A 289-nucleotide genomic window follows, 5' to 3' on the forward strand; every position below is an offset into this window, starting at 1 on the left:
CCTACCCACAAGACATCGTCGACCAGATGCGCGTCATGGGTCTATTCGGCCTGATGATCCCCGAGGAATACGGCGGGCTCGGAGGGTCGCTATTGACGTACGCGCTGTGCGTCGAGGAGCTGGCCCGGGGCTGGATGAGTATCTCCGGTGTGCTCAACACCCACTTCATCGTGGCCTACCTGCTGCGCCAGCATGGTACCGAGGAGCAAAAACAGCGATTCCTGCCGCGGATGGCCACTGGCGAATCTCGCGGTGCGTTCTCGATGTCGGAGCCAGGAATGGGATCCGA

General features: G+C 61.6%; 1 protein-coding gene. It reads left to right on the plus strand.

Translation table 11 applies throughout. The annotated features are described in order from the left end of the window. The coding region (locus tag F0Q45_RS27175; RefSeq protein WP_149656719.1) for an acyl-CoA dehydrogenase family protein at positions 1-289 on the plus strand (289 nt) is incomplete at both ends.

It is taken from the genome of Mycobacterium simiae, from assembly GCF_008370645.1.
Taxonomy (GTDB): domain Bacteria; phylum Actinomycetota; class Actinomycetes; order Mycobacteriales; family Mycobacteriaceae; genus Mycobacterium; species Mycobacterium simiae_A.